The 24,017-nt window shown below is 36.9% G+C and carries 18 protein-coding genes; 14 read left to right on the top strand and 4 right to left on the bottom strand.

What is annotated here, in order from left to right; all coding sequences use genetic code 11:
• Positions 1-26 precede the first annotated feature (26 nt).
• Positions 27-302, bottom strand: a complete 276-nt coding sequence (locus ACKU4N_RS11090; protein ID WP_321316394.1) for a hypothetical protein — start codon at positions 300-302, stop codon at positions 27-29.
• Positions 303-1,281: 979 nt separating this feature from the next.
• On the opposite strand from ACKU4N_RS11090, the gene ACKU4N_RS11085 reads away from it, so the two are divergent.
• The 9 genes from ACKU4N_RS11085 (at position 1,282) to carB (ending at position 13,083) form a co-directional block, all read left to right on the top strand.
• Positions 1,282-1,851: a GNAT family N-acetyltransferase gene (locus ACKU4N_RS11085; RefSeq protein WP_321316393.1), complete on the top strand. Its 570-nt coding sequence runs from the start codon at positions 1,282-1,284 to the stop codon at positions 1,849-1,851.
• Between the two features lie 69 nt (positions 1,852-1,920).
• Positions 1,921-3,120 (top strand): argininosuccinate synthase, encoded by a 1,200-nt coding sequence (locus tag ACKU4N_RS11080; RefSeq protein WP_321316392.1) that lies wholly within the window; start codon positions 1,921-1,923, stop codon positions 3,118-3,120.
• Positions 3,121-3,122: 2 nt separating this feature from the next.
• Positions 3,123-4,088 (top strand): N-acetyl-gamma-glutamyl-phosphate reductase, encoded by a 966-nt coding sequence (gene argC, locus ACKU4N_RS11075; protein WP_321316391.1) that lies wholly within the window; start codon positions 3,123-3,125, stop codon positions 4,086-4,088.
• An 11-nt stretch (positions 4,089-4,099) separates the two neighbouring features.
• On the top strand, positions 4,100-5,233 hold the full coding sequence (locus ACKU4N_RS11070; RefSeq protein WP_321316390.1) for an aspartate aminotransferase family protein: 1,134 nt from the start codon (positions 4,100-4,102) through the stop codon (positions 5,231-5,233).
• Entirely contained in the window at positions 5,230-6,009 is a 780-nt protein-coding gene (gene argB / locus ACKU4N_RS11065) for an acetylglutamate kinase (protein ID WP_321316389.1), read from the top strand. Before ACKU4N_RS11070 ends, argB begins: the two co-directional genes overlap by 4 nt.
• 3 nt (positions 6,010-6,012) lie before the next feature.
• Positions 6,013-7,083 (top strand): M20 family metallo-hydrolase, encoded by a 1,071-nt coding sequence (locus ACKU4N_RS11060; protein WP_321316388.1) that lies wholly within the window; start codon positions 6,013-6,015, stop codon positions 7,081-7,083.
• Positions 7,084-7,151: 68 nt separating this feature from the next.
• Entirely contained in the window at positions 7,152-8,489 is a 1,338-nt protein-coding gene (argH, locus tag ACKU4N_RS11055) for an argininosuccinate lyase (protein ID WP_321316387.1), read from the top strand.
• A gap of 118 nt (positions 8,490-8,607) precedes the next feature.
• Positions 8,608-9,696, top strand: a complete 1,089-nt coding sequence (gene carA, locus ACKU4N_RS11050; protein WP_321316386.1) for a glutamine-hydrolyzing carbamoyl-phosphate synthase small subunit — start codon at positions 8,608-8,610, stop codon at positions 9,694-9,696.
• Positions 9,697-9,819: 123 nt separating this feature from the next.
• Positions 9,820-13,083: a carbamoyl-phosphate synthase (glutamine-hydrolyzing) large subunit gene (gene carB, locus ACKU4N_RS11045; protein ID WP_321316385.1), complete on the top strand. Its 3,264-nt coding sequence runs from the start codon at positions 9,820-9,822 to the stop codon at positions 13,081-13,083.
• A 298-nt stretch (positions 13,084-13,381) separates the two neighbouring features.
• Here the strand turns inward: carB and ACKU4N_RS11040 are convergent, their stop codons facing one another.
• The gene (locus ACKU4N_RS11040) at positions 13,382-14,074 is read right to left on the bottom strand and encodes a DNA-binding domain-containing protein (protein WP_321316384.1); all 693 of its coding nucleotides are present in this window, start codon (positions 14,072-14,074) and stop codon (positions 13,382-13,384) included.
• Positions 14,075-14,644: 570 nt separating this feature from the next.
• Between ACKU4N_RS11040 and ACKU4N_RS11035 the strand changes: the two genes are divergently transcribed.
• From ACKU4N_RS11035 to ACKU4N_RS11015, 5 genes are all read left to right on the top strand, one after another.
• Complete coding sequence (locus ACKU4N_RS11035; RefSeq protein WP_321316383.1) at positions 14,645-17,593, top strand: C25 family cysteine peptidase; 2,949 nt, start codon at positions 14,645-14,647, stop codon at positions 17,591-17,593.
• Between the two features lie 158 nt (positions 17,594-17,751).
• Complete coding sequence (locus tag ACKU4N_RS11030; protein WP_156195342.1) at positions 17,752-18,156, top strand: acyl-CoA thioesterase; 405 nt, start codon at positions 17,752-17,754, stop codon at positions 18,154-18,156.
• A gap of 402 nt (positions 18,157-18,558) precedes the next feature.
• Complete coding sequence (locus ACKU4N_RS11025; RefSeq protein WP_321316382.1) at positions 18,559-19,785, top strand: ABC transporter permease; 1,227 nt, start codon at positions 18,559-18,561, stop codon at positions 19,783-19,785.
• A 26-nt stretch (positions 19,786-19,811) separates the two neighbouring features.
• The gene (locus ACKU4N_RS11020; RefSeq protein WP_321316381.1) at positions 19,812-21,074 is read left to right on the top strand and encodes an ABC transporter permease; all 1,263 of its coding nucleotides are present in this window, start codon (positions 19,812-19,814) and stop codon (positions 21,072-21,074) included.
• Positions 21,075-21,232: 158 nt separating this feature from the next.
• A complete protein-coding gene (locus tag ACKU4N_RS11015) occupies positions 21,233-21,913 on the top strand; it encodes a hypothetical protein (RefSeq protein WP_321316380.1) in 681 nt (226 codons plus the stop codon).
• A 92-nt stretch (positions 21,914-22,005) separates the two neighbouring features.
• Here ACKU4N_RS11015 and cysK read toward each other — a convergent pair whose 3' ends face one another.
• Entirely contained in the window at positions 22,006-22,917 is a 912-nt protein-coding gene (cysK, locus tag ACKU4N_RS11010) for a cysteine synthase A (RefSeq protein ID WP_321316379.1), read from the bottom strand.
• 13 nt (positions 22,918-22,930) lie between these two features.
• Positions 22,931-23,770: a serine O-acetyltransferase EpsC gene (epsC, locus tag ACKU4N_RS11005; protein WP_321316378.1), complete on the bottom strand. Its 840-nt coding sequence runs from the start codon at positions 23,768-23,770 to the stop codon at positions 22,931-22,933.
• Positions 23,771-24,017: the final 247 nt, after the last annotated feature.

Raw genomic sequence — 24,017 nt, 5'->3', positions numbered from 1 at the left:
TTATGTTCAATATTGAAAAAAGATTACTAAATGTTTGTTTCAACAACAGGTTGAATTTTAAATAACTTTAATAATCGTCTTTCAATCCATTTGGGCAAATACTTTCCGACTTTGGAAATGAATTGCTTCCCTAAAATATAAATTGAAGAATAAAAGAAAACTTTATTCAGAAGGTAAACTGATGCCGTCAACAGAATGATTTTATTAGAACCCGATAGAATAAAAGGTAGGGAGAGATAAAGGAAGAAAGTAACAACGGCTAAGCCCAACAACACAAATCCAACAATTTTTTTTAACTCCATGATAATTTCAAATCTTTTTAAATTGAGATACTAAAGCGATTCTACGGCGCAATTTATAAATGGTTATTAAAAAAATGAATTTAGAACTGTTAAAAAACTATAACACACTATTATTTAGACCAAAAGACATGGTTTCATTTGTATTATTTGATTGAATTCCATAAATCATCTTTAGCAAAAAAAAAAACACAATTTCCAGACGGGGAGTGTTGGTAATTGGTGGTGTGTTATTAAAAGCACAATAAAATCTTTACGCAAAGGTTTTAAATAAGAGTGAATTAAAAAAAAGATGGTTTTATTAGGATATTACTATTTTTTGCATTTATCTTTGTAGGCAACAAATTAAGAATAGACATGGAAAATTCACGAATTATTCGACGACGCTACATTAAATCTTTATCCAAACGATAAGGCATAAGCTCTGGCATATTTATTTTCCAAGCTTTCCATATCGGAAAGCATTTTTTTTGAATTTGAAATAACAGAAAAAAATATCAAATGATTTTATTTTACAACATACAACGACGAAGACAGAGCGCTCCTTTAGGAAAAGCGGTTGATGTCGTATTGTCTTGTAATCAATGATTAACAGCAATATTTAAAAGGCTTACCGTTTTTACCGGTAAGCCTTTTTTTTGAAACTATATAATTACGAATAGAAATGCATCAAATCATCTATACACAAAGTCGACGCCATTTGCGTAGTAACTGTTACCCAGGGGGAACGGATGAGCTTGCTATTTCTGTAATTGAAATATCATAATTAATAAGCTTACTGTTTTCGGACGGTAAGCTTTTTTTGTATAAACTAAAAATAAAAACATGAATTTTTTCAACTCCTTAGACATTCGAAGACGCTGTTTTCGGGAACAAAACAACCAGACCGTCAGAGCGGACTTTTTTGTAGAATTAAATAACAAGTGGTTGCGCTTAACTGCTGTAGCTCTTTTTTGGGAAATTTAGTAATAGATAGAATAAAATGATAGATACTTCAATGGAAATTGAGCAAAAAATAAGTGTCATTATAGCAGGTTTAAGGCATTACGAATATGCCCAGGAAATTTGTGATATGATTGAAAGTGCTGCAAAAATCCGCGGTACAGGAATTGCAAAAAGAGAACCTTTGTACATCGTACAAAAAATTCAGGAAGGTAAAGCAATCATTGCTTTTGATCAGGATAAAGTGATTGGTTTCTGTTATATAGAAACCTGGGAACATGGCAAGTATGTAGCTAATTCGGGACTAATTGTGGATCCTGACTACAGAGCTGTAGGTTTAGCGAAAATGATTAAGGCTAAAGCGTTCGAGCTATCCCAAAAACGTTACCCTGAGGCCAAAATATTCGGACTCACCACCAGTCTTCCTGTAATGAAAATCAATTCAGAATTAGGATACAGACCAGTTACCTTTTCGGAGCTAACTACTGATGATACATTTTGGAAAGGATGCAGCGGTTGTGTGAATTATGACATACTGCAGCGAACCAATCGAAAAATGTGTTTGTGTACAGGTATGCTGTATGATCCCAATAGAAAGGACAAAAAGTAATTGTTCTGAAAAGAAAGCAATTTCATCAAATTAGTAACAAGATCTTGAAAATCTATAAATAATAATATAATGACATCAACTAAGAAAAAAGTAGTATTAGCATATAGCGGAGGTTTAGATACAACATACTGTGCACTTTATCTGTCTAAGGAGTTAAACATGGATGTGTACACAGTTTTGGGTAATACAGGTGGTTTCAGCAAAGAAGAATTAGCTGATATAGAGAACAGGACAAAACAACTGGGAGTTGTTCAACACGCCTCTCTTGATATTACCGAAGAATACTACGATAAATGTATTAAATACATGATAATGGGAAATGTTTTAAAGAACAATACATATCCATTGTCGGTAAGCTCAGAAAGAGCATTTCAAGCTATGGCAATTGCTCAATATGCCCATTCCATTGATGCTGATTATATCGCTCACGGTAGTACCGGTGCTGGTAACGATCAGATAAGATTCGATCTTATATTTAAAATAATGGCTCCAAATGCCGAAATTATTACACCAACCAGAGATATGCAGTTAAGCAGGGAAACTGAGATCAATTACCTGAAAGAAAATGGTATTTCAGCCAATTTCGAAAAAATGAAATATTCCATTAATGCAGGCATCTGGGGAACCAGTATCGGTGGAAAAGAAACTTTAACTTCAGATCAACCGCTTCCGGAAGAAGCCTATCCAAAACAGGTTGTTAAAACCGAATCGGAAAAGTTAACCATAGGATTCGAAAAGGGAGAATTGGTTAGTGTGAATGGAGAAAAAGTACAACATCCATTGGATGCAATTAAAAAAATTGAAGCAATTGGGTCTCAGTTTGGCATTGGACGAGACATGCACATTGGTGACACAATTATTGGAACAAAAGGAAGGGTTGCATTTGAAGCAGCAGCGCCTTTAATGATTATTAAAGCTCATCAAACACTGGAAAAACACACCCTTACCAAATGGCAAATGCACTGGAAAGAGCAGATTGCAAATTTCTATGGGATGTTATTGCACGAGGCTCAATATTTAGAGCCGGTAATGAGAAACATGGAGACTTTCCTTCTTGACACTCAAAAGAAGGTGACTGGAACGGTTATTTTAAATTTAAATCCTAAACATTTCTTTGTTGAAGGCATAACTTCGCCCAACGACCTGATGACTGATTTGTTTGGTCAGTACGGCGAAAGCAGTAAAGGCTGGACCGCGGATGATGCAAAAGGATTTACCAATATTCTGGCTAATTCATTAAAGATATATTACACCGTAAACAAGCAGTAATTATGGTGAATGTAGGAATCATAGGTGGAGCAGGATATACGGCAGGAGAATTGTTGCGGATCTTAATTTGGCATCCACAGGCAAATATCAGTTTCGTGCAGAGTACAAGTCATATGGGGCATCCGGTATCGGATGTCCATAGGGATTTGTTTGAGGATACTGATTTGTCATTTTCCGAAGCTGATTATAAAGCAATTGATGTTTTATTTATCTGTTCGGGACATGGGAAAACCAAATTGTTTTTGGAAGAGAATAATTTGCCTGAGACCGTGAAAATTATCGATTTAAGTACTGATTTCAGACCAAAAGCAAATGAAAAAGGATTTGTTTACGGACTGCCTGAAATTAATAAAGATAAAATTGAAAATGCTGATAAAATAGCCAATCCAGGATGTTTTGCCACTTGCATTGAATTGGGATTATTGCCATTAGCTAATGAAAATAAATTGAAGGAAGAGGTTCATGTTAATGCGATTACCGGATCAACCGGAGCAGGTCAGAATCCAACATCAACTTCACATTTTAGCTGGAAAAACAATAATGTCTCAGTATACAAGGCATTTACTCATCAGCATTTGGCTGAGATTACAGAAACGGTTTTACAACTCCAGCCAGGCTTCAATAAAGCTATCAATTTTATTCCCGTTAGAGGAAACTTTAGCCGGGGAATAATGGCCACAATCTATACCGATTGTGATTGGTCTGCTGAAGAGGCCGTTGAGAAGTACAAAACATATTATAAAAATCATCCATTCGTTTCAATATCAAATATATCGCCCGATGTAAAGCAGGTTGTAAATACAAACAAATGTGTGTTGTATCTTGAAAAGCACGGTAGTAAACTGATGATTATTTCAGTGATTGATAATTTATTGAAAGGGGCTTCTGGTCAGGCAGTTCAGAATATGAATTTATTATTTGGAATGCCCGAAATATTAGGACTGGGCTTAAAGCCGATTGGATTTTAAAAAAAAGTGAAATGGAATTATTTAACGTATATAATTGTTACGATATAAACTTGGTTAATGGGAAAGGATCAAACATATCTGACGATAAAGGAAATAAATATTTAGATTTTTATGGTGGACATGGTGTGATTTCAATTGGTCACAGTCATCCACACTATATTTTTAGAATGGAGCACCAACTTCATTGTTTAGGCTTTTATTCGAATGCAGTAAGAAATGATATGCAGGAGAAATTAGCCAGCAAATTGGGTACACTTTCAGGATATGATGATTACAATCTATTCTTGTGTAACTCAGGAGCCGAAGCCAATGAAAATGCTTTGAAAGTGGCATCTTTTCACACAGGTAAATCGAAAATTGTTGCAATTAAAGGAGCTTTTCACGGAAGAAGCAGTGGTACTTTAGCGATTACAGATAATCCTGCATTATCATCAAAATTTAATGCAAAACACGACGTCGTTTTTATAGAAATGAATGACATTTATGCACTGGAAAAAGCTCTTGGGGAAAATGACGTTGCAGCAGTGATTATTGAAGGAATACAAGGTGTGAATGGAGTTGTTGAACCATCGGTTGAATTCTTAAAATCTGCCGAAAGTTTGTGTAAAACTCACAAAGCAATGCTTATTTTGGATGAGATTCAGTCGGGCTATGGAAGAACAGGAAAATTTTTCGCACATCAGCATGCAGGTGTTAAGGCAGATATTATAACTACAGCTAAGGGAATGGGAAATGGATTTCCGATTGCCGGAGTAATCATATCACCTGAAATAAAAGCATGGAGTGGCATGTTAGGAACAACCTTTGGGGGAAATCATTTGGCATGTGCTGCGGGAATGGCTGTATTAGAGACAATTGAAGAGGAACAGTTAATCGATAATGCAAACAGATTAGGAGATTATTTAATCTCTGAGTTAAAAGATAATAAAGCAATAAAAGCAATAAGGGGAAAAGGATTAATGATTGGTATTGATCTTGAGGATATGCCTAAAATCAGGAAACAACTTCTTGAGGAATATGGAATTTTCACAGGATCATCAGGTAGTACAACACTTCGTTTACTGCCGCCACTTTCAATTACCAAAAAAGAGGTGGATCAATTCATTCAAGCATTTCAAAAACTAACCCAAATTGTATTGACATGATAGATTTAACTGTTGTAAAAATTGGTGGTAACGTAATTGACGATACCGAAAAACTAAATGATTTTCTTGATGCTTTTTCAAATTTAAACGGCAAGATTGTCTTGGTTCATGGAGGTGGAAAGCTTGCATCTGATTTGGCAGGTAAACTTGGAGTTCAAACCAAAATGGTGGATGGAAGACGCATAACTGATGCTGAAAATCTGAAGTTGGTTACCATGGTTTATGCAGGACTAATTAATAAGAATATTGTTGCTGCTTTGCAGGCTCGTGGAGTAAATGCAATGGGAATGTGTGGTGCCGATTTGGATTTGATCAGGGCTGAAAAAAGAAACAATACAAAGGTCGATTTTGGTTTTGTTGGTGATGTTACAGCAGTTAATACCCTGGCTTTATGCAAGCAGATTGAATGCAATTCGGTTTTGGTTATTGCTCCGATTACTCATGATGGAATGGGCCAATTATTCAATACCAATGCCGATACTGTGGCAACAGAAGTTGCTGTTGCCTTAAGTCGTTTCTATAAGGTGAAATTGATTTATAGTTTCGAGAAACTTGGTGTATTGATGAATGCGGAGGATGACAGCAGTGTAATGCCTGTTCTTTCTAACGTAAAATGCTCCGAAATGGTGAAATTGGGCAAGATAAATACAGGAATGCTGCCCAAAACACAAAATGCATTTTATGCCTTATCAAAAGGAGTGGAAGAGGTGGTAATCGGGAATTTTGTTTCGATGGAGACAAATCATTCCTCAGGAACACAAATTGTTAATTCTTAGCTTATGCATATGGATTTAAAAAAGTATACCGAAATAGCTTTGACTACACTTAAGCAACTGATTTCTATTCAATCATACAGCAAAGAGGAAAATCAAGCTGCAGATGTAATGGAGCAGAAACTATCTGACTTTGGATATCAGGTACACCGAAAAGGAAATAATGTATGGGTTTTTAATAAGGATTTTGATGATCAAAAACCGGTTCTGTTACTAAATTCTCATTTAGACACCGTGAAACCTTCCGAAAAATATACCAAGGATCCTTTCAATCCGGAAGTGTCAGAAGGTAAATTGTACGGATTGGGAAGCAATGATGCCGGAGGCTGTTTGGTTTCTCTGTTTGCAGCATTTTTAGCATTGGAAGGTACTGATCAGGATTACAACCGTGTTTTTGCAGCTTCCGCAGAAGAGGAAATATCAGGAACCGGAGGTTTTGAGCTGGTGCAGGAAGAAATAGGACGAATTGATGTTGGAATTGTTGGCGAACCAACATTGATGGAAATGGCCATTGCCGAAAAAGGCTTGATGGTGCTGGATTGCGATGCAATTGGTGTTCCCGGACATGCGGCCCGTAACGAGGGTGTTAACGCAATAACAATTGCAATGAGAGATATAGAATGGCTTCATACCTATAAATTTGCTTTGGAGTCTGAGATGCTGGGTGCAGTAAAGATGACTGTAACACAGATTAATGCAGGAAAACAGCACAATGTCATTCCGTCATCCTGCAAATTTGTGGTGGATGTTCGTACCAACGAGCATTATTCAAACGAAAAGGCATTTGCAATCATCAAAGAAAAGTTGGAAAGTAATGTTACAGCCCGATCCTTTAGAATGAATTCTTCAGGAATACCGTTGGAACACCCGTTAATTCAGACAGGCTTGAGTTTGGGTATGAAATATTACGGTTCTCCAACCACATCCGATCAGGCAATTATGAAGGGATTTCCAACTTTAAAATTGGGGCCGGGAGATTCTGCCAGATCGCATACAGCTGATGAGTTCATCTATATTGACGAAATTGAAAAAGGAATTGAAAAATATTATAACTTGTTGAACGGTTTGAAAATATAACCTCAGCTAAGTTAACAAGAAGTAAAAAACGGATTAAACACGAACACCTAACTTTAAAGAGAATTACTATGAAACTTTGGGATAAAGGCGTAAAAGTTGATAAAAAAATTGAACAATTCACTGTTGGAATGGACCGGGAATTGGATTTGCAACTTGCAGCGTTTGATGTGCTGGGATCGCTTGCACACATTGAAATGCTCGAATCCATCGGATTATTGGAAAAAACAGAATTGAAATTGATTCAGGAAGAATTACGGAAAATTTATTCCTCGATAAAAAATAATGATTTTGTAATTGATGATGGAACAGAGGATGTTCATTCTCAAATTGAATATCAATTGACTTTAGCTTTAGGGGATATTGGAAAAAAGATTCACAGCGGCCGATCAAGAAACGATCAGGTTCTTTTGGATTTAAAGCTTTTTACAAGAAACAAACTGGAGGAAATTGTTCGCGAAGGCAGATTGCTTTTTGATGAGTTAATAGTAAAAAGTAATGACAATAAGGATGTGTTGATTCCTGGTTATACTCACCTGCAAGTTGCCATGCCATCCTCATTTGGTTTATGGTTCGGAGCCTATGCCGAAAGCTTATCAGATGACATGATGGTGTTGCAGGCAGCTTATAAAGTGGTAAATCAGAACCCATTAGGATCTGGAGCCGGTTATGGTTCGTCATTTCCTCTAAACAGACGAATGACTACAGAATTGTTGGGATTTAGAGATTTAAGTTACAATGTAGTTTATGCACAAATGGGGCGTGGAAAGATGGAATTTACTGTTCTTTCAGCCTTGGCAAATATGGCTATGACAATTGGGAAATTAGCTATGGATGCCTGTTTGTATAACAGTCAGAACTTTAACTTTTTAAGTTTTCCTGATGAATTAACAACAGGAAGCAGTATCATGCCGCACAAAAAGAATCCTGATGTTTTTGAGTTGATTCGGGCTCATGCAAATGCTTTGCAAATGCTGCCGGCACAAATTCAGGCAGTAACGTCAAACCTTCCTTCCGGATATCATAGAGACTATCAGCTTACAAAAGAGTTCTTTATGCCTGCTTTCGATAAAATGATTGCTTGTTTGGAAATGACACGAATCATGCTTTCCGAAGTGAAAATCAATAAAGATGTTTTAAAGGATGAACGTTATAAGTACATGTTTACAGTGGAAGAAGTGAACCAGATGGTACTTAACGGTGTTCCTTTTCGCGATGCTTATAAAAAGATCGGACAAATAGTGGAAGAGGGTAATTTTGAATACAAAGGCAGTGTGAAACATGTTCACGAAGGCAGTATCGGCAATTTATGCAATGATAAAATTGTTGATAAGATGAATGATATTTTCGTTGGTTTTAATTTTAACAAAACCAAAGAGGCTTACATGAACTTATTGAATAGAATATAAATAGAAGTGACTAGTACGGAGTAGTTAGTACAAGAAAATATAAAATATTTCAGACTGAACTAATTACTAAAAACGATTAACTAAGTACTAAAAATATTAACCATTTTATAGAACTTTTATGTCAGGAGAGACAAAAGCTAAATTAATTTTACAGGATGGATCGGAGTATATCGGTACATCATTTGGTTACCAGGAATCCATTTCCGGAGAAATGGTGTTTAATACTGCAATGACCGGATATCCGGAGAGTTTAACCGATCCTTCGTACCGCGGACAAATTCTGGTTAGTACTTTTCCACTGATTGGAAATTATGGAGTGCCGGGAACACTTCAGGAAGACGACTTGTTTCGCTTTTATGAGTCAGAAAAAATTCAGGTGTCTGCATTTATTGTATCGGATTACACAGAGGAATTCAGTCATTGGAATGCGAGCTTAAGTCTTGGAGACTGGATGAAAAAACACAAAATACCTGGAATCTATGGTGTTGATACCCGTGCATTAACTAAAAAGCTTCGGGAGCAAGGCAGTATGCTGGCCAAAATTGTTTTTGAAGGCAAAGAACCTGAATGGAAAGATCCTAATTTAGAGAATCTTGTAGCCCAGGTAAGCACACCGGAAAAGATTGTTTACGGCAATGGAAAACACAAAGTGCTGCTGTTGGATTGCGGTGTGAAAAATAACATTATCCGTTGTTTGTTAAAACGGGATACCACCGTAATCAGAGTTCCTCACGATTACGATTTTACTCAGGAGAAATATGATGGATTATTTATATCCAATGGTCCGGGAGATCCAAAACAAAATACAAAAGCAATCGCCAATCTAAAAACAGTTTTTGGTCAGGATACACCAATTATGGGTATTTGCCTGGGAACACAATTAATGGCTCTTGCTGCAGGTGCTGATACTTATAAGCTGAAGTACGGACACCGTAGTCACAATCAGCCGGTTGTACTGAAAGGAAGCAAGCGTTGTTTTATCACTTCGCAAAATCACGGGTACGCCATTAATATGGATACTTTACCAAAAGAGTGGGAGCCATTGTTTGTTAATGCCAATGATGGCACATGCGAAGGATTAAAGCACACAAGCAAACCGTTTTTTGCCTCTCAGTTTCACCCCGAAGCTTCCAGTGGTCCTACAGATACCGAATTTCTGTTCGATGATTTCATTAAAATGATGGAAGAATATAAAGGTATAAGTTAAAAAGAGAAAGTTTAAAGTTAAAAAAAGTCTCACTTGTACTTAATTCTCCCTTTAGGGGAAGATGTATGAAGGACAGAGGGATGTTTTTAAGAAAAACAATTATCAATTAACAGCCATAAGCTAATGGCTAACAGCTTAATAAAAATGACAAAAGACAACATAAAGAAAGTACTTGTGTTAGGTTCCGGAGCACTTAAAATTGGTGAAGCAGGGGAGTTTGACTATTCCGGATCGCAGGCATTAAAAGCAATGAAGGAAGAGGGTATTTATACTGTACTTATCAATCCCAATATTGCCACCGTACAAACGTCAAAAGGAATTGCCGATCAAATTTATTTTTTGCCGGTTACACCTTATTTTGTAGAACAGGTTATCTTAAAAGAAAAGCCTGATGGAATCCTTTTAGCTTTTGGAGGACAAACTGCATTAAATTGTGGTATTCAGCTTTTCAATGCCGGATTGCTAAAGAAATACAATCTTCAGGTTTTAGGAACTCCAATCGAGACCATTATTAAAACCGAAGACAGAGAAATATTTGCCAACGAGCTTCGAGGAATCGATGTGAAAACCCCACAGTCTTTCGCCGTTGAATCCATTCCTGAAGCATTAAAAGCTGCTGAAAAACTAGGTTTTCCGATTATAGTTCGTGCAGCCTTTACTTTAGGTGGACAAGGAAGTGGATTCTGTTCGAATATGGCTGAATTGGAGAAATTGGCTGAAAATGCCTTATCCTATTCGAGTCAGATATTGGTTGAGGAATCACTAAAAGGATGGAAAGAGGTAGAATATGAAGTGGTTCGGGATGCGTATGACAACTGTATTACAGTGTGTAATATGGAAAATTTCGATCCGTTGGGAATTCATACAGGTGAGAGTATCGTTATTGCACCCTCGCAAACGCTGACCAATTCGGAGTACCACAAATTAAGATCATTGGCAATTAAGATTATTCGTCACTTTGGCGTGGTTGGAGAGTGTAACGTTCAGTATGCTCTTGATCCCGATTCGGAAGATTACCGTGTAATTGAGGTAAATGCCCGTTTATCAAGATCATCTGCATTGGCTTCGAAAGCTACCGGTTATCCCCTGGCCTTTGTTGCAGCCAAACTTGGTTTGGGTTATGCTTTGCACGAACTTAAAAATGCCGTAACAAAAACAACAACAGCTTGTTTCGAGCCTGCTTTAGATTACGTAGTATGTAAAATTCCGCGTTGGGATTTAAATAAATTTGAAGGCGTAACCAAAGAGATTGGTTCCAGCATGAAAAGTGTAGGAGAAGTAATGGCCGTTGGTCGTAATTTCGAGGAAGCCGTTCAGAAAGGTTTGCGTATGATTGGTCAGGGAATGCACGGATTTGTTGGGAACGTTCATTCCAAGTTCGACGATGTTGATCAAGAATTAACGCATCCGACCGACATGCGTATTTTCTCTATCGCGCAAGCTTTTGAGAAAGGATATTCCATTGACAAAATACACGACCTCACTAAAATTGATAAGTGGTTCCTAAGTAAGCTGGAACACATCACAAAATTGAAATGGGATCTTCAGAAATACAACGACTTACAGCAATTACCTGATACATTACTTAAGGCAGCAAAAGTGTACGGTTTTTCTGATTTTCAGTTGGCGCGCTTTGTTTTGAAACCAGAGAGTACCAATATGGAATCGGAGCTTTTAGAGGTAAGAAAACATCGTAAAGCAAAAGGGATTATTCCGGTTGTAAAACAAATTGATACACTTGCGGCGGAGTATCCTGCTCAAACGAACTACGTTTATTTAACTTACAGTGGTGATGAAAATGACATTGCCTATACAAACGACAATCAATCGGTTATTGTTCTGGGTTCAGGTGCATACAGAATTGGATCATCGGTAGAGTTTGACTGGTGTAGTGTGAATGCTCTAAACGCGGTAAACAAAGAAGGATTACGATCGGTAATGATCAATTACAATCCGGAAACCGTAAGTACCGATTACGATGTGTGTGATCGTTTATACTTCGATGAACTTTCTTTCGAAAGAGTATTGGATATTATCGATTTGGAATCACCCCGTGGTGTAATTGTATCCGTAGGAGGACAGATTCCTCAGAACCTTTCAATGCGTTTGCACAAAGCTGGAGTAAAAGTGTTAGGTACATCTCCTGAATCGATTGACAGAGCAGAAAACCGTCAGACATTCTCAGCCATGCTTGATGAATTGAAAATTGATCAGCCCAGATGGAATGAGTTGACAAGCAAAGAGGCAATTAATGACTTTATTGATGAAGTAGGATTTCCTGTTTTGATTCGCCCAAGTTATGTGCTTTCAGGTGCGGCAATGAATGTGGTGTCGAATCACGACGAATTAGGACATTTTCTGGATCTGGCAGCCATGGTATCAAAGCAGTATCCTGTTGTAGTTAGTGAATTTATTCAGGAAGCAAAAGAGATCGAGTTTGACGGAGTAGCCAAAAATGGTGAAATTATTATCGATGCCATTTCAGAACACGTTGAGTTTGCCGGAGTACATTCCGGCGATGCTACTTTGGTATTTCCGCCGCAAAAACTGTATTTCGAAACCATTCGCAGAATTCGTAAAATAGCAGCTAAAATAGCAAAATCATTAAACATTACCGGACCATTCAACATGCAGTTGCTGGCAAAAGATAACGACATTAAGGTAATTGAATGTAACCTGCGTGCAAGTAGAAGTTTTCCTTTTGTTTCAAAGGTTATGGACTTTAATTTTATTGAAACTGCCACTCAGGCAATGTTAGATGTTCCAATTCCAAACAATTTACCTTCCATGTTCGAGTTGGAGCATATTGGTATAAAAGCTTCTCAATTTTCCTTTTCAAGACTATCAAAAGCAGATCCGGTTTTGGGGGTAGATATGTCTTCAACCGGTGAAGTTGGCTGTATAGGAGCTGATTACTACGATGCAATATTAAAAGCAATGCTATCAGTGGGTTACCGGGTTCCGAAGAGCGCCATACTAATTAGCAGTGGCCCTATTCGCTCCAAGATAGAACTTCTGAAAAGTGCAAAAATGCTCGAAGAAAGAGGACATAAATTGTATGGAACAAGAGGTACCGCAAAATTCCTGGAAGAGAACGGAATTACCATCGAAAGTGTAGGTTGGCCCGATGAAGATGTTGAAATAACAGCTCAGAATTTGATAAAAGAACGCAAAGTTGATTTGGTGATTAACATCCCAAAAAACTTAAGCAAAACGGAGTTGAATAATGATTATCTGATCAGAAGAACTGCCATCGACTTAAACATACCATTAATCACCAACGCGCGTTTGGCTTCAGCCTTTATCTATTCTTTCTGCAAAAAATCGATAGAAGATTTAGGAATTGACAGCTTCAGCGATTACGTAGATCAAAAGCAGGAGTGGTAAGGTTGTAAGTTGTAAACCGATTATATTATTTTTAGCCCCGACAGATTTCGAAAATCTATCGGGGCTTTTGTATTGATGAACCCATTACAATGAAATAAGAATTTCCCTGCCTATAGGGAAGGTCTTTCCCTTGCACAAGGGAAAGGTATTGTCTGGTGCAAGGGAAAGCTTCGGAGTAGTACAAGGGAAGAGTATTGCCTAACGCAAGGGAAAAGTTTGGCGCAATTCGAGGGAAAATGTTTGAACCAAACAGAATGCTTCTAAGTAAAATAAAAGCCGGATCAACCGGCTTTATATGCTATTTTACGCTTAGAGTTTTGTCGTAATACCCAATGGTAAGCTTTTTGTTGTTTTTGGCAATACACCTTACCTGTAATTCGTAATGGCCGGCAGTTAATTCAGGAATTTGAAAAATTTGAGTGCTGTCGGTGTTGGTTACATATACCGCAACACGATGTTCTGTACCATCTTCAGCAATCAGGAAAATGCCTTGATTTTCGTCTGAAGTATCCATTTTTAATCGTTTTCCCTTTAATTCACCCACACCATTTGGCAGAAAACTGTCTGTTTCCTGGCCAAGGGAATGATCCGTAAAACTATAGATGTCGATGATGCTCTTTTTACGGTCAATTTTGTGAAGTTTGCTCGAATCAGCAACTGCTTTTAACAATACGCCCGGTGATGATTTAAAACGCAGTTTGTGACGGGATCCATCAAAGCTGTCATCCCAATTATTGAACACCCCGGTAATACTCGGCGAAATATTTAGTAAAGGCGTATTTATGGAGTAGCCCTTTTCCAGATTCTCTGTTACCACCGTTTCGATACGCTTAAACATACTCTCAGCCTCGTATGGGGTGATTCCTGTACCTTCGGCACAACATGCTTTAATTAAATCTTCACGGGTTAAAACACCGATTGGGGATGGTTTGGCTATACAATCGTCCGGAGTATCGGTTAATGGATTTAAATGCAAATAATATTCAATCATCTTAATAAAGTTTTGGTTTTTATTTCTAAAATATCTCTTGAAAGTACATTATAATTATATTATGAACAAGCTATATAATATTAATATGCTAAATTTTAAATTGTATGACTTACAAAAAACTCTTGTGTTGGCTTGTGTGGTTGAGATACAGAAACTGAGATGAAGCAATTTTAATTTTAAAAGATAGATGATATCACTTTTGAAATATCATAACAAACATAAGTAGATATATTATACATTTTTAATTGGTTACAGATAAGAAAGTGATACTACTCTGTAAATTGATTTAAACTATTGGATAACAAAGCAAATTTATTTTTTTTGGTGAAAATAAATGAAGTAAATAATGTTCAATACTAGTGAATATAGTACTTTGATGTGTTTGCGATGCTAATACGGAATAGTAATTAATAAAATTTGTTATTTTTTTGGGTTACCTTTTTACTTTTTGGAGAATAAAGGGGTGTGATAATTGATTTGATATTTTGAAAACAGTGAGTATTAAGACTAAATATTCATTCAGAATTTACCCCATCTATTATCAAGTGATAACAATTTAAAAATTTACTTATGAATAAAAAATTTTACTCTTTTTGGGTATGTGCTATAGCCCTTACCCTGGTTTCAACATTGAACGCTTTAGCTCAAAAGCGCGAACACATCAAGATCGATCCGAATAATCGAACCGACAAGAACGAGATGACACTAGAATCATCCGAGCGGAACAATTATGTGCTTGATTTTAAACTGAACTCTTACGACCTAATTTGGATTGAAAAAGAAAATGCCTACAAGGTAGAAGCAAATGGTATGGGTGATATCCTTGAAAAAGACAATCCGGCATTGCCTCGTTTTGCTCAATCCATCATGATTCCTGCCCGTGCCGAAATGCAGGTCGAGATCCTTTCTTCAGAGTTTATCGAACTAACCGATATCAGTATAGTACCTTCAAAAGGGAATCTTACCCGGGATATTGATCCCAAAACAATTCCATACCAATATGGAGACAGCTACCATAAAGATGCATTTTATCCATCCGAACTTACTTTGATGAATGATCCGTATATCTTGCGAAACATTCGGGGTCAGGCAGTTGTAATTCAGCCGATTGCTTACAATCCTGTTCAGAAAAAACTGAGGATTTATACTCATGTTGTGATAAAGGTGAGTCCAACCGAAAGAGCATCAACAAAGAATGTAATGTCGGGTACAAAATCGGTTGCTGCGGATCATGGTTTCGAAAACATCTATCAAAATCATTTTCTAAATTATACAAGTAACAGCACCAAATACACTGCACTGAATGATGCCCCTGGAAACATGTTGATTATCTGCTATGATGATTTTATGGACGAGATGGCTGATTTTGTTGCCTGGAAGAAACAAAAGGGGATATCTGTAGAAATGATTGCTGTGAGCACAATCGGCAGCGCCTCGGCAATTAAAACCTATGTGAGCAACTACTACAACACTCATGGGTTGACCTATCTTTTATTGGTAGGCGATGCTCCGCAGGTTCCTACATCATCTACCAGTGCCGGCGATTCGGATAATAATTATGGCTTTATTGCTGGTAACGATCACTATATCGACATCTTTGTGGGGCGGTTTTCTGCTGAAAATGCAGCTCAGGTAACAACTCAGGTTGAGAGAACCATTCATTATGAGAGAGATGTTACTACCGCTGATACATGGTTGTCTTCAGGTGTAGGAATTGCATCCAACGAAGGTTCCAATCCTTCTGATGCAGAACACATGAATACCATCGAAAACAAATTGGAAGGTTACGGATACGGCATCACCCGCTGTTACCAGGATGGAGGAAGTGCAAGTCAATTAACCAGTTTATTAAATGCAGGCAAAAGTTTAATCAATTATGTAGGTCATGGTTCCAATACCAGTTTTGCGAGTATGGTATATACCAGCACCAATGTAAACAGCCTGACCAACAATAACAAGCTTCCCTTTATTTTCGATGTGGCTTGTGTGAATGGAAATTTTAAATCTATCACCTGTTTTGCCGAAGCATGGTTAAGGGCAACAAACAATGGCATTCCAACAGGAGCAATGGCAATTTGTGCTTCTACCATCAATCAATCGTGGGTGCCGCCAATGATTGCTCAAACCGAAATGAATGATATTTTGGTAGAGAGTTACGCCAATAATATTCGTAGAACCTTTGCTGGTCTGGCTTTGAATGGAATGTTTAAAATGGTAGATGTTTACGGATCGGGAGGAGAAAGCATGCTGGATACATGGACCATATTCGGAGATCCATCCTTGCAGGTAAGAACTAAAACTCCGGTAGCATTGCAAGTAAGTCATGCAGGAACAGCAGCGCCTAACAGCAACCAACTAGCAGTTACCTGTTCAACCGACGACGCATGGGTTTCGTTGACTTTAAACGGCGAAATTTTGGGTACAGCAAAAACCAGCAACGGAACAGCAACAGTTTCCTTTAGTCCCCTGCCTGCAAGCGGAACAATAAAAATTACAGTAAGCGCCTACAATAAAATACCTTACGTGGCAAATATAAATATTTCAGGATCGGGAGATACCGATGTAATTGCCAATTTTACGACAAACAAAACCTCCATTTACGAAGGAGAAAGCATTAGTTTTACGGATTTGTCATCAAACAATCCAACAGCCTGGAACTGGTCTTTTACAGGAGGAACTCCAACTGTAAGCAGCTCTCAAAACCCAATAGTAAGCTATGATACAGAGGGAACCTATTCTGTTTCATTAACTGCGTCGAAAACAGGTAGTACAGATACAAAAACAGTCACCGATCTGATTACAGTAAGTGCTCCAATTCAGCAAGATTACTGCGAAGCAACAACAAACGGATGCAGTTCATATGAATATATTTCGGGTGTAGTATTTGAAACAATTAATAATAGTTCAGTCTGCAATCAATATTCCGATTACACATCGCAACTGGCATCTGTTGAGCCAGGCGGGACTTATGCCGTAACTGTTAATATTGGCCGTCCGGATGCAAACAATTATGTTACGGCATGGTTCGATTGGAACCGGGATGGTGATTTTGAAGATTCGGAAGAAGAATATGCATTAAGTTTTAGTATTAGCGGTGGACTTGGACAGGCGGTAGGTGCCGTTTCGGTTCCAACTGATGCAAGCTTGGGAACAACAAGAATGAGGGTTCGTGTTACTTATAATGCAACACCTTTGGCTTGCGGCAATGCAAGTTATGGCGAAATTGAAGATTATGGAATACAAGTACAGGATAGCAGGAGTGAAAGAGAACGGGCTATTGCTGACAATGTAACAATCAGCCTCTATCCAAACCCAACCACTGATTCTTTCAAAATAGAATTAAACGGCATTTCAAGCACAATGAAAGTAAAGATTGTTGGCCTTACAGGAAATGTAATTCGAACATTCAATACCGATGGATCAAAAGAAATTGATGTGAGTAGTTTAAGTGCCGGAATATATTTGGTACAGATAGATGCTGATGGTAAAAGCTGGACAAAAAAATTAATCGTAAAGTGATAAATTGATATGCTTTACAATCTTGAACTGCTGAGATTCCCGCTCAGCAGTTCTTTTTTTTTTTACATTCCTACTTGTAATGAGAAGTTGAAACAGTTATTTTAATTGCGGTTTCTTCAAATATTACTAGATTTAGCCTTTCAATAAAAAACAATTTAATGGTGAATTACATATACAATCTAAAGTTTAAAGTCCGCGATTACGAGTGCGACATTCAGGGAGTTGTAAACAACTCTGTTTATCAGAATTACTTGGAACATGCACGACATGAGTTTTTAGAATCCATAGGAACCAATTTTAAAGCACTGCACGAACAGGGAACAGATGCTATGGTTTCGAGAATTGAGATTGACTACAAAACTTCACTAACCAGCGGCGATGAATTTGAAGTGCGGTTAAACATTGAAAGGGAAGGAGTTAAGCTTGTTTTTAATGAAGATATCTATCGTTTATCTGACAACAAACTTTGTGCAAAGGGGAAAGTATATACAATATGTCTGGTAAAGGGCCGTCTCTCGAAAGGAGAAGTTTTCGACGAACTGTTTGCTGAATATCTGGCTTAGATAAAAAGGAATTTTGATAAAAAAAAGGATCAGCAATCAACTGATCCTTTTAAACTAAAATTTAACCTTAATCTCAATCTATGATAAAACTACTTATTCTTATTTCTAAACCTATGCACCAAAGATAAAGCATAGCATGGTTAATAGCTGCTAAGGAACGTTAAATAAGATTAAAACAAGCATTGGCTCCTTTGATATCTCTTAAAATACGACCAGCCATAGTACTGCCCATAGTTTTGTTTTCTTTAAATAATTATTGATTTCTTTCAAATCTTTCTTTAACTTGCAAATAAGAAAACCTGCCGTTATTAAACACCACCATTTTTTAGGACATCACAACAATAAACAATAAGGATGCTTCGTGCGTTTATATTAGTATTGTGAAATTCTAAATTAGAAATCATGTTTGATCTGGATAAGTGGCAGGAAATTTTTGAAACCATTCGAAAAAACAAACTCCGAACTATTCTAACCGGTTTCAGTGTATCCTGGGGTATTTTCATGTTAATTATTTTGCTGGGATCGGGTAATGGTCTGCAAAATGGTGTTTTGGATCAATTCAAACAAGATGCCGTGAATAGCCTCTGGATTTACAGTGGGAGAACCAGTCTTCCATTTAGCGGTATGAAAGCTGGCCGAAGAATTCAATTTACCAATGATGATTATCAAAAAACAAAAGATTCCGGCTTGGATATTGATAAAATAAGTTCCCGGTATTCCATTTTCAGGAACAATTTGATCTCTTACAAAACCGAATTTGTTAATTACAATATTATTGCCGTTCATCCTGATACAGAGACTTTAGAGAGTACATCGAATATTAAAGGACGCTTTTTAAATAATGTAGATATTAAAGACTTTAGAAAGGTGACAGCCATCAGTACTGTTGTTGAAGAAGCCTTGTTTAAAAGAGAAGATCCTATAGGTAAATACGTAAAAATAAACGGAATTCCATTTCAGGTAATAGGTGTTTTTACAGATTATTCGGAGCGAGATTTACAACGAGTCTATGTTCCCATATCTACGGCCCAAAAAGTATTCAACGGAGCCAATCGAATATCAAATATGTCTTTCACAACAAATACTCCGGATATTGAATCACTTCAAGCCATGGAGCAGTATTTAAGAAAATCATTTGCTGTCCGGCATAAATTTGACCTTGCTGATAGAAGAGCTATGTGGATCAATAATAATATGGAAAACTATCAACGGACGATGGCTCTGTTTTCCGGAATTCGAATTTTTGTTTGGATAATAGGAATATTTACAATTATAGCTGGAATTGTTGGAGTCAGCAACATCATGATAATTGTTGTTCGTGAGCGTACCAAAGAAATAGGAATCCGAAAAGCATTGGGTGCAACTCCAAATTCAATCGTTGGTCTGGTCTTATTGGAATCAGTTTTAATTACCAGCGCCGCCGGGTATATAGGCTTGGTTTTAGGGGTTATACTTCTGGAAGTGTTGGCGCCACATACTCAAATAGAGTTTTTTATGAATCCTTCGGTTGATTTAAGTGTTGGCATTCAGGCAACTCTGGTTTTGGTTTTTGCCGGACTGCTGGCTGGTTTTTTTCCAGCATGGAAAGCGGCTAATGTTAAACCAATAGAAGCTTTGGCTCACGAATAAAATACGAATCTGAAAATTATAACAGGATGTTTGACCAGGATAGATGGACTGAAGTATATATGGCTCTTAAAAGCAATAAATTAAGAACCTTTTTAACGGCATTTGGAGTTTTTTGGGGAATCTTCATGCTTATTATTATGCTGGGTTCCGGGAAAGGACTTGAAAATGGTGTGTACTATGGGATGGGGGATTTTGCTACGAATTCCGTTTTCATTTGGACTCAACCAACAAGCAAACCCTATAAAGGATATAAGCAGGGACGCAGATATCATTTTACAAATCAGGATACCAAAGCAATTCTGGATAATGTTCCTGAAATAAAACTATTAGCCCCCCGAATTCAAGCTCGTGGTGGTGATGGTGATAATAATGTTATCAGAGGTCTGAAAACGGGTGCTTTCAGCATTCTTGGTGATGTTCCGGAAGTGAACTTAATTGATCCGGTGATCATAACCAAAGGACGGTTCTTAAATCAGGTTGATATTAATGAAACCAGAAAAATTGCGATAATTGGAGAAAGGGTGATTGAGGTTTTATTCGAAAAAGATGAAGACCCAATAGGCGAATACATTAAATTGAATGGTGTTTACTTTCAGGTGGTTGGCACTTTTAAATCTATGCACAATCAAGGATGGGGAGAATGGCAGAATCAATGCATTTTTATACCCTTTTCAACGCTTCAAAAAACATATAATTACGGAAATAGAGTAGGCCATTATTCCATTACATCTAAAAGTGAATATACCGCAACCTATGTTGAAGAGAAAGTTAAGGCTTTACTAAAAAGGCGTCACTCAGTTCACCCGGATGATGATCGTGCAATAGGCAGCGAAAATATAGAAAAGGAATTTATTAAAATCAATAATCTATTTAGAGGTATTGCAGGATTAATTTGGATTGTTGGCATAGGAACCCTTATTGCCGGGATTATTGGAGTCAGTAATATTATGCTTTTTATTGTAAAAAAGCGTACCAAAGAAATAGGAATTCAAAGGGCTTTAGGAGCTTCTCCATCGGTAATTATTAGCTCTATTTTAACTGAATCGGTTGTTTTAACCGCAATCGCCGGATGGTTTGGACTTGTTTTTGGTGTGATTATTTTGGAACTCATAAATAAAGCCATTCAAAGTAGTGGTGGCGATAATTCCATGTTTACAAATCCAGAGGTAGATTTTAATGTGGCAATAATTGCTCTGGGAATTTTAATTCTCGCTGGAATTTTTGCCGGGATAATTCCAGCTAAACGGGCAATGGAAGTTCGTCCGATAGAAGCAATACGCGATGAGTAATTGAAGAGCTTTACTTTTATTTTCTCCTTTGGCTTTCCAAAATAGTAATTGATTCATAATAATTAGCTAATATATGTATTTTGTCTTAACTTGGTGAAAGTTATGAAAACTCATGTGCCTATATTAAAATGTCAATTACGAATCAAATCCATCATAAAATGAAAAGACTAAACGTTTACGGATTGTTAATTTTATTTTTATTTACATTTTCATCAAGCTATGGTCAGAAAAAAATATTTAAAGGAACCGTTTTTGTTTTTGATAGTATTCCTATCATGAATGCAGAAATTCTGGTTTCCAGCTCCAAACAGATTGTGAAAAGTGACTCTGAGGGAAATTTCTGTTTTGAAGGAGTATTAAATGAAAAAATAAAAGTAAGTGCGAAAGGATTTGTAATTAAAAATCAAAGATTAACGGGGAATTCAAAATTTTGCAAAGTTAACCTTAATATAAAAAATTCTAAAAAATCTCAGCAGCTAGCCATTGATTCCGGACACATAAAGGATTCAGATCAATTTTCCACTTTTATATTGCACTTTAAAAACAACACTGATTATTCACATTACACAGATGCACTTCAGATTATTATGGATAAATATCCTGGTGTAAGAATAGAAAATAATGGAGTTATTATCAGAGGAAGACAATCTATAAATGGTCCTATCGATGCTATAATTGAGATTGACGGTATAGTTGTAGATTTTGATGCTCTTACCAGTTTAGCAACTGCTACAATAAATAGTATTAAGATACTGACACCAAGCTCATCTGGAATGTATGGATCAAGAGGAGGTAACGGTGTTGTTGTTGTTAAAACAAAACAAGGGGTTGGAAAGTAATTTTTTAAATTATAAAAATACGGCAAGAAGTTTTAAACGGCACCCTAAATGAAAATTTGGGGTGCCGTTTAATTTAATATCCTCCTTTCGGTCTAAAACAATCCTTCAATTGAAAGGTATCTTTCTCCGGTATCATAATTAAAAGTGAGTACAGTAGCGCCATTTTCAATTTCAGTAAGTTTTTTGGCAACAGCAGCAAGCGAAGCTCCAGTCGAAATTCCTGCCAGTATACCTTCTGTATTGGCTAATTCGTTTACCTTTAAGAATGCTTCCTCTTTCCCAACAGAAATAGTACCGTCTAAAATTTCAGTATTTAAATTTGCCGGTAAAAATCCTGCACCAATGCCTTGTAATGGATGAGGACCCGGTGCACCTCCTGCAATAACAGCTGAAGCTTCGGGCTCAACAGCAAACACTTTTAATTTCGGAAATTTCGCTTTCAATATTTCAGCGACACCGCTAATATGGCCACCGGTTCCAACTCCTGTAATAAGATAATCAAGACCATCAGGAAAATCAGCAATAATTTCTTTAGCAGTTGTAGTTCTGTGAATCTCAACATTTGCTTCATTATCAAATTGCGAAGGCATCCATGAATTTTCATTACTAACAAGTAATTCTTCTGCCTTTTGAATCGCACCTTTCATCCCAAGTTCTCTTGGCGTAAGTACAAATTCAGCTCCATAGGCGGCCATTAAACTCCGTCTTTCAACCGACATAGACTCAGGCATTACTAATATTATTTTATAACCTTTAACAGCAGCAACCATTGCCAATCCAACACCAGTATTACCAGAGGTAGGTTCAATTATTAAAGATCCCTCTTTGAGAGATCCATCCTTTTCAGCTGCTTCAACCATTGATAAAGCAATTCTATCCTTTATGCTTCCACCGGGATTAGATCGTTCCAATTTCATCCATACGTTGGAATTCTTACCAAATACTTTATTTAATTTTACTACCGGGGTATTCCCAATCGCCTCTAAAATGTTATTTATTTTCATACAACTACAATTTTTATATTTGAAAATTTATGATTTTACTTTCATCAAGGTTTGTTCTAACCTTAGTTTCATGTTTATGATATACAATACTATTTGATTCTACACTTGAGGTTAACCAAACATTACCTCCAATAATACTGTTTCTTCCAATTACTGTATCACCTCCTAAAATGGTTGTGTTCGAGTAGATTATTACATTGTCCTCAACAGTTGGATGCCTTTTTTTCTTAGCAAGACTCTTTTTTACCTGCAATGCACCAAGAGTAACGCCCTGGTAAATCTTCACATTATTTTTAATAATTGCCGATTCTCCAATAACAACACCAGTACCATGATCTATAAAAAAAGATTCTCCTATAGTTGCTCCCGGATGAATATCGATTCCTGTTTTGGTGTGTGCATATTCACTCATTAAACGAGGAATTAACGGAACATTTAAAAGATAAAGAACATTGCTTAAGCGATAGACCATAATTGCAAAAAAACCAGGATAGGCAATAATTACTTCACCTATACTACGCGCAGCCGGATCAAATTTTTGAATTGCTTCAGCGTCCATTAATAAATCACGATATACTTTTGGTAAAGTCTTCATAAAATCATGAGTAACTTTTTCTAATGGTGCACTCAATTCATTCTTAACAGGTAGGAGCAACAATTTTAATAATGACTCCAGTTGGTACAATAAAGACTCCTGTTCATAACAGCTATTTGATCGACGGGCATTAATTGGAAACAAAGAATTCATTGCTTCTTCTACAAACCGATGGGCTAAATCCCTGCCAGGCATATCGTATTCTGAATTTTTTCTGGAAGCTTGCAGTTCTTCCATAACTTTGGACAAATAGGACATTGTTTTCTTGATTTAGAAAGTGATGAAAACACATATAGGAACTTATGGAATACAAGTATCCTTGGTGCAATATTTTGTTATTATGAAGTGGTTTATTTTTTATTACCAACAACAAGAATTTGAGTAACAACAGCAACAACATATTTGATTGTTATTATAGTTGATCGCAAATAATCTTTGGAAATAAGTTGAAAATTGAGATTCAATAGAGGGCATAACTGACTTATCCGAAGGGATTCGGATTTTA

This window comes from Labilibaculum sp. (assembly GCF_963664555.1).
GTDB lineage: Bacteria > Bacteroidota > Bacteroidia > Bacteroidales > Marinifilaceae > Labilibaculum.
The sequence above is the reverse complement of the archived record's forward strand: the minus strand, read 5'-3'. Positions and strand labels throughout refer to the sequence as shown.